This is a genomic window from Neobacillus drentensis (genome assembly GCF_036962765.1).
Classification (GTDB): Bacteria; Bacillota; Bacilli; order Bacillales; family Cytobacillaceae; genus Neobacillus; species Neobacillus drentensis_C.
The window spans coordinates 1-5870 of the sequence record NZ_JBALOS010000350.1; the positions used below are offsets into that span (position 1 = coordinate 1).

The window sequence follows — 5870 nt, forward strand, 5'->3', positions numbered from 1 at the left end:
ATACCATCATGGGTTATATTGTTTATTTTATTCTAATCATGATTATTCCAATATTTGTGCAGATGTATTTAAGAAATACCTATTCGAAATTTTTAAAAGTGGGAGCCTCTGCAGGATTAACAGGAGCCCAAGCAGCTAGAAGAATCTTAGATGAACACGGTTTGTACGATGTTTCCGTCGAAGAAGTCAGAGGTCACTTATCGGACCACTATGATCCAAGGAGTCGTTGTGTTAGACTTTCCTCGACGAATTACCATGGCACTTCCATTGCAGCAATTTCTGTAGCGATTCACGAGGTTGGACACTGTCTCCAGCAAAAAGATGGATATGTCCCATTACGTGTTAGACATGCATTAGTACCTGTCGCGAATATCGGCTCGAATTTTTCATTTATCTTAATTTTAATTGGTCTCCTCCTATCATCTGCCAACCTTTTATTACTGGGAATCATAGCTATGGGAGCGGCCGTACTATTTCAGGTTGTTACCCTGCCTGTTGAATTTAATGCGAGTTCTAGAGCGCTGAATGTAATGGTTGGTTCGGGTCTGATCAGAAATGATGAAGAGTATCGTGCGCGGAAAGTATTAAACGCGGCGGCTTTAACATATGTTGCGGCTACTGTAGTAGCAGTAGCCGAATTACTTCGATTTGTTCTGATGTTTACAGGTATGCAAAATGATGAGGATTAAAAATAAAACCGCCATCCTATAATGGGATGGTGGAAATTTCTTTAATAAGTTTACATAACATTATTATTGTAAAATAATATGGTTTATCCTATTCATTTGAACTATTTCAGATCTAAACAAGCTCGTTGGTATTGAAATACGGAGTGACAACAGGAAATTTGAAAAAAATTCAACGTTCACTTGCGTTAAAGATGCATATCATTACTCCTTCATGTATAATGAAAACCCACTCAGATACCCTTTACGTTCAAACATGGTATACTGTGCTATAGAATAATGGCTTATAAAGTGAGAATGCATCATAGGAGTGTGTTTTATGAATTACAAGGTTGTCATCTTAGATATAGACGGAACCATCCTCCCGCATGGAAAAACACTTAGTCACGCCACAAAGGATGCCATCCAGCGGTTAAAGGAGAAACAAATGAAAGTGGTAATTGCCACTGGGAGAGCACCTTATTTTACAGAGTCGATTATTCAAGAAACCGGAGTCGATTCGATGGTCTTTTTTAACGGTTCCTATGCCTACCATGAAGGAAAAGAAATATACAAAAGTGCCATTGAGAAACCTGTATTAGAGAAAGTTCATCAATTGTCTAATGATTTTCAACATCCTCTTACCTATTTGAGCAAAACAAGTTTTAAAGCAACCGACCTAAGCCATCCATTTGTTTTGGAAGCCTACCAGCATGATCCATGGAAGCCTGAGCTTGCTCCGCCGCAATTTTGGACAGACCAAGAAATTTATCAATTGTTTCTTCATTGTGATGTTGAGGAAGAACAGCATTATCAAACAAAGGTTCCGGAACTAGATTTCCGCCGATGGAGTTCAGGTGCTCGAACCTGTGATGTGAATTTATCAAATTCAAACAAGGCTGTTGGTCTCAGTAAACTATTAGAAAAGCTTGGGATTGCACCTGATGAAGCCGTTGCCTTTGGGGATGGATTAAATGATATGGAAATGCTGTCTTTGGTCGGAATGGGCGTCGCAATGGGTAATGCCCGCGAAGAGTTAAAAAAAGTGGCCAATATGGTGACCCTCTCAGCAGAAGATGACGGTGTCCGCTATGGATTAGAGCGTCTCGGTTTAATTTAAACGGAGTGAACTTTTCAGATTCTTGAATTTCAATTGGAAGGTAAGGAGTGGGAGAAAATGAATTTATCTTATGAAGTGATCTCGGATGAAGAAATAGAAAAATGCCGAGACTTATGCAATGAACTGATGGCTTTTCAAAAGTCGAGAGCTTACATAACACCAGAATTGTTTGACAGCATGAATTTTGACACCCGGATGGTTCCTTCCATATATAGCTCCATTCACAATTATATTGTGATCGTAAAAGATGGGGATCAAAGCGTTGGGTATGTATATTCCAATATCTCTCCCAAAGAGGCCTATTCCAATGACTTTGCCACTTTTTTTGACCTTTCTTCGGTAGGAAGGCAAAATGTAGGTTGTTTATCGCAAATTTATATTAAGGAAGAATACCGCAAGTACGGGGTTGGTTCTAAACTTTTCAAGATGTCGATGGAATGGTTAAATCAATTTGATGAGGTTGAAGATTATTTTATATTTGTCTCGAATGGAAATAATGACGCGCTGGAATTTTATAAACGCAAAGGATTTTCTGTCAGCCATGAGATTTTGGATGGTTTTATAACTGTTTTACGAAGCAAAAAGCAATAATAAAAGCTTGTAGGATATGTCCATATGGACTTATGTCTACAAGCTTTTTATATGTATTGAACGTCTTTTTAATTTTTACAGCCATTCCTCAGCGATGGAGCTGTTATCAGCAATCGTGAAGGCAGCATTGGTGATGGCTTGTGCTAATGTATCGCCTGTTTCACATATGGTATTAAAGCAAACTTCGGAGTCCCCATTGGTTGTATAGGTGAACCCGAAATCCTTTAACTTCTCAACGATGAGCATCGCATGGTCAAGATTTTGCTCTGGTTGAAAATCAGCAACAGGAATGAATGCCCCCGTTTCATAATCAAACCATCTGTCCCATCTATTTAACTTCCAACCTAGTATTCTACGAGCGATAATTTCTACTTGGTTCATTTCTTTCTGTCTCCTTTTCTCTGTATGTGATTATTTTACCATTTTCATCGAGCCGGCCCTGCAAAATCATTTTCAATTTAATGACACTTCTCTGTGTTAAGACTAGTTGTATCTTTACTTTAAATGACAGGATTAGTACCGATGATGACCGTAGCGTCCAATTCATCATTTCTGGTTACTTTCGGGATCAGCCCGTTAAGAGAAAAAATTTCAAAGGTTTGGGTTGCTTGTTGTTCACTCGTTTCTACCAAAAGGTGCCCTCCCGGAGCTAACCAGAGAGGTGCTTCTTTCGCTAATATACGCTGTAGGTCAAGTCCGTCTTTTCCTCCGTCAAGGGCCAGTTTTGGTTCATAAATGCGAGCCTCCCGTGGAAGCAACTTGATGGCCTCGGTAGGTACGTAAGGAGCATTTGCAACTATGATGTTCACACGGCCTTGAAGGGAACAAGGTAGAGCTTTATACAAATCTCCTTGAAAAACGTGGCCACCGAAAGCTGATATGTTGCCGCCAGCACAGCGTACCGCAGCGGGGTCGAGGTCAACAGAGTATAACACTACTTGGCCTAAAGTTGCTGCAAGTGCAGCACCTACAGCTCCTGACCCGCAACACATATCAACAACGATATCCCCTAAACAAGTAAGCGTTTGTGCCTGGCGGACAAGAAACTCTGTTCGTTGGCGAGGCACGAAGACTTCCGAGTCTATCTTTATCCTCAGACCACAGAATTCTGTGTACCCAATAACGTGTTCAACTGGTAATCCCCCGACTCGCATTTCGACCATTTTCTTAAGTTCATCCATTGTCTGTGCTTCAGATATAAGAAGTAGAGCCTCTTCTTCCGCAAAGACACAACCAGAGGTACGGAGCCTATGAATTATTTTTTCGACAGTTTGGTCATCCACATAGAATTTAAATTGCTTTACTATAAATACCACCCATTCTTTCCCTATAAGTTGTGCAAATATCAATTCAATAAAATACTGTCTAGGACCTTCTATATTTTCTGGTTTCGGTAAAATAAGAGACTCTTTTATTCCCCCCCCCTCTAATAATTATTCCGTTTCGGTAAAATAAGACGACTCTTTCCTACCCTACCACATCAAAGCCTAGTTACCCCACAGAAAAAAGGACTACCTGCGATAAGTAGTCCCTTAGCATTTGTTTTACAATATCCCTTTTAACAATTCCACCACTTGATCAATTTCATCTTTAGTCGTATCCCTGCCTAAACTAAAGCGAATAGCACCCATTCCAATTTCTTCAGGAACATCCATCACCTTTAAAACCGGTGATAATTCAATACTACCGGCATGACATGCTGAGCCATTGGATGCAGCTAATTGAGGAATCGCATTTAACAGATCTTGACCTACTTTTCTAACAAAACTGACATTCAATGTATTCGGGAGACGGTCCTCCGGATGGCCATTCAATACTACTAGTTCCCCGAACGAATCCTTTAATTGCGACCAAAAATACTCGGTCAATTCCTTTACTAGAGAATTTCCTATATATTGCTCGGCTAGTTCACAGGCCTTACCTAAACCTACCGCCAGTAAAGTATTTTCTGTACCTGCCCGAATACCAAATTCATGCCCCGCTCCATGGATGAGAGGTTCGAGCTGAATTCCCTCTCTGATATACAACGCACCAATTCCTTTTGGTGCATAGAGTTTATGGCCGGCAATTGTAAGCATATCCACTTTCAATTCATCCACCTTCACACGGACTTTTCCAACCGATTGGGAAGCATCTGTATGAAAAACGATCCCATGTTTTTTAGCAATCTCCCCAATTTCCTTGATCGGCTGCAGGGTACCTGTTTCATTGTTGGAGTGCATAATCGAAATCAGAATGGTTTCTTTTGTAATAGCTTTTTTTATTTCTTCTAGTGTAACCTTCCCATACCGGTCAACGTCTACATATGTGACCTTTGCCCCAAATTGTTCAAGAAATTTGCAAGGATTCATTATCGCAGGATGTTCAATTTTAGAAGTAATGATATGATTACCTTTATGCCGATTTTTAAAATAAAAACCCTTTAACGCAAGATTGTTGGCTTCACTTCCCCCACTTGTAAAAATAACTTCTTTTGGGGAACAACCAATTAATTCGGCCACCTGTACTCGGGCTTGATGTAATATATTTTTCACCGGTAACCCTGCCCAATGTAAGGCCGACGGATTCCCATAAAAATGCTCCAGGAGCGGCTTCATCGTTTCGGCTACTTCAGGTGCTATCGGTGTACTGGCATTGTAATCAAGATAAATTTTTTCCATCCAATGACTCCTTCCTTCCCCTTAGATTGAAACTGGTACCTTTGCACTGCTGTTTATAAATTCTTTGAATAAATTGTTCATGGCAAGGTCTTTATTCGCCATTGATTCAGGATGCCACTGAACACCGACCGTAAATGTGGTTGGATGAATATATTCAACCGCTTCAACGATTCCGTCAGATGATTGGGCAACGACACAAAGATCATTGGCTACTTTATCGATTGCTTGATGATGCAAACTATTCACACGCACTCGTTCAGATCCAATGATTTCAAATAATTTACTATTTGTGGAGAGATTCACCCAGTGTGTATCCCTACTTCTCTCTATTTTTTGTGAATGTTGGATTGAATCCTTGACTTGACTCGGGATGTCCTGAATTAATGTCCCGCCAAGGGCGACATTCAAAATCTGAACACCTCTGCAAATGGCAAGCAGTGGGATGTTGTTTTCAAGTGCATATTTCACGATTGCTATTTCTGCCAAATCCCTCTCCGGTGTTGTTGGACCTAAATTGTGATGTGGCTCCTGACCAAAAAGGTTTGGATCAACGTCCTCTCCCCCGCTGAGGATAATTCCGTCGCATAATGCAAGCGTTTCTATTGATATCTCAGGGTTAATGTAGGGAAGGATAATCGGTACTCCCCCATTGGCAGCAACACTTTTATGATAATCATGGTGCACATAGACACCTTCCATAAATTCGTTATGTTTCACATAGGCACCTGTTATGCCAATAATTGGTTTCTTGCTCAAATTTCTTCCCCCTTAAACTTTGTAACACTATCATCATAATTCTAACACATTCATACGATAAGTTAGTATTTTTGAAGG

7 protein-coding genes are annotated in these 5870 nt (G+C 40.3%); 3 read left to right on the forward strand and 4 right to left on the reverse strand.

Annotated elements, in window-relative coordinates:
- Nucleotides 1–8: 8 nt before the first annotated feature.
- The 3 genes from V7137_RS29090 (at nt 9) to V7137_RS29100 (ending at nt 2376) form a co-directional block, all read left to right on the forward strand.
- Complete coding sequence (locus V7137_RS29090; RefSeq protein WP_335701291.1) at nt 9–689, forward strand: zinc metallopeptidase; 681 nt, start codon at nt 9–11, stop codon at nt 687–689.
- A 316-nt stretch (nt 690–1005) separates the two neighbouring features.
- Nucleotides 1006–1785, forward strand: a complete 780-nt coding sequence (locus tag V7137_RS29095; protein WP_335701286.1) for a Cof-type HAD-IIB family hydrolase — start codon at nt 1006–1008, stop codon at nt 1783–1785.
- 57 nt (nt 1786–1842) lie between these two features.
- Nucleotides 1843–2376, forward strand: a complete 534-nt coding sequence (locus V7137_RS29100; protein ID WP_335701287.1) for a GNAT family N-acetyltransferase — start codon at nt 1843–1845, stop codon at nt 2374–2376.
- A gap of 75 nt (nt 2377–2451) precedes the next feature.
- Here V7137_RS29100 and V7137_RS29105 read toward each other — a convergent pair whose 3' ends face one another.
- From V7137_RS29105 to V7137_RS29120, 4 genes are all read right to left on the reverse strand, one after another.
- Complete coding sequence (locus V7137_RS29105; RefSeq protein ID WP_335701288.1) at nt 2452–2757, reverse strand: BC1872 family protein; 306 nt, start codon at nt 2755–2757, stop codon at nt 2452–2454.
- A 119-nt stretch (nt 2758–2876) separates the two neighbouring features.
- Nucleotides 2877–3659 (reverse strand): putative protein N(5)-glutamine methyltransferase, encoded by a 783-nt coding sequence (locus V7137_RS29110; protein ID WP_335701292.1) that lies wholly within the window; start codon nt 3657–3659, stop codon nt 2877–2879.
- Between the two features lie 261 nt (nt 3660–3920).
- Nucleotides 3921–5036: a cysteine desulfurase family protein gene (locus V7137_RS29115; protein WP_335701289.1), complete on the reverse strand. Its 1116-nt coding sequence runs from the start codon at nt 5034–5036 to the stop codon at nt 3921–3923.
- A gap of 21 nt (nt 5037–5057) precedes the next feature.
- Nucleotides 5058–5792: a gamma-glutamyl-gamma-aminobutyrate hydrolase family protein gene (locus V7137_RS29120; RefSeq protein WP_335701290.1), complete on the reverse strand. Its 735-nt coding sequence runs from the start codon at nt 5790–5792 to the stop codon at nt 5058–5060.
- Nucleotides 5793–5870: the final 78 nt, after the last annotated feature.